Origin of the sequence: Roseivivax halotolerans (genome assembly GCF_900115815.1) — a bacterium.
GTDB classification, from domain to species: domain Bacteria; phylum Pseudomonadota; class Alphaproteobacteria; order Rhodobacterales; family Rhodobacteraceae; genus Roseivivax; species Roseivivax halotolerans.
Map to the genome: position 1 here is coordinate 1 of NZ_FOXV01000038.1, position 1,362 is coordinate 1,362.

Genomic DNA, 1,362 nt, shown 5'->3' on the forward strand with positions numbered 1-1,362 from the left:
GGTGGGAGGATCGGCGATGATGGGACCGCGGCAGGAGGTGCAACCGGCGTTGTTCTACGAGTTCTCGCTTGAGGATCACGTCCCGCAAGACCACTTGCTTCGATCCATCGACCGCTTTGTCGACCTGAGCAGCATCCGCGCCCATCTTGCAGATTTCTACAGCCACACTGGCCGCCCCTCGGTCGATCCCGAGTTGCTGATCCGCATGCTGCTGGTCGGCTATTGCTTCGGCATTCGGTCAGAGCGGCGGCTGTGCGAAGAGGTGCATCTGAACCTGGCATATCGCTGGTTCTGCCGCCTCGATCTGAGTGACAGGGTCCCGGATCACTCGACGTTTTCGAAGAACCGGCACGGGCGATTCCGCGACAGCGAATTGCTTCGCCACCTGTTCGAAACGACCGTTGCCCGCTGCATCGACGAAGGCCTCGTCAGCGGCCAGCGCATGGCCGTTGATGCAAGCCTCATCGAGGCGGATGCGAACAAACAAAACTCGACGCCGAAGGAAGAGTGGGATGCGGAGCAGATTGATCCCGCCGACGCATCGCGGGCCGTTCGCGAGTATCTCGACACCCTGGACGAGGTAGCGTTCGGTGCCGCCAGCGAGGTGCAGCCCAAGTTCACGTCGCATTCCGACCCCGCCAGCCAGTGGACGGCAGCCCGCAAGGGCCCGGCATTCTTCAGCTATTCCGACAATTATCTGATCGACACGGATCATGGCGTGATCGTGGCTTTCGAAGCCACCAGGTCCATCCGGCAAGCCGAGGTTGGTTCGACCAAGACCATGCTGGACCGGGTGAAGGCCAGGTTCGATCTGCATCCTGAACGGCTGATCGCGGACACGGCCTACGGCACTGGGCCCATGCTGGGCTGGCTGGTCGACCGCAAGATCGCGCCGCATATTCCGGTCTTGGACAAGTCCGAGCGCACCGACGGCACCTGGAGCCGAGCGGACTTCGAGTGGGACGCCGAGAACGACCGATACATCTGCCCTGAGGGGCAAGAACTGAAGCAATTCCGAAGGAACTATTCCGACCCGAACCGGGGGCCGACCGGACAGGGTAGAGCGAAGTACCGTGCCCTGAAACTGACCTGCCAGGCCTGCCCATCCAAAGCAAAATGCTGCCCGAACGCTGATGCCAGATCCATCACTCGTGAAGAACATGAAGACGCCCGCCAGGTCGCCCGCGAGATCGCCAAGACCGACCAATACGTAATCTCGATGAAGCTACGGAAGAAGGTCGAGATGCTGTTTGCCCACCTCAAGCGAATCCTCGGCCTCAATCGGCTCCGATTACGCGGGCCATACGGCGCAAACGACGAATTCCTACTCGCCGCAGCCGCCCAGAACCTCCGCAAACTGGC

At 61.2% G+C, this 1,362-nt stretch carries 1 protein-coding gene; it reads left to right on the plus strand.

Features of this window, described 5'->3' with window-relative positions; translation table 11 throughout:
- Window positions 1-16: 16 nt before the first annotated feature.
- Window positions 17-1,362: IS1182 family transposase (locus tag BM171_RS18610; protein WP_093016149.1), on the plus strand; the 1,346-nt coding region annotated here is incomplete at its 3' end.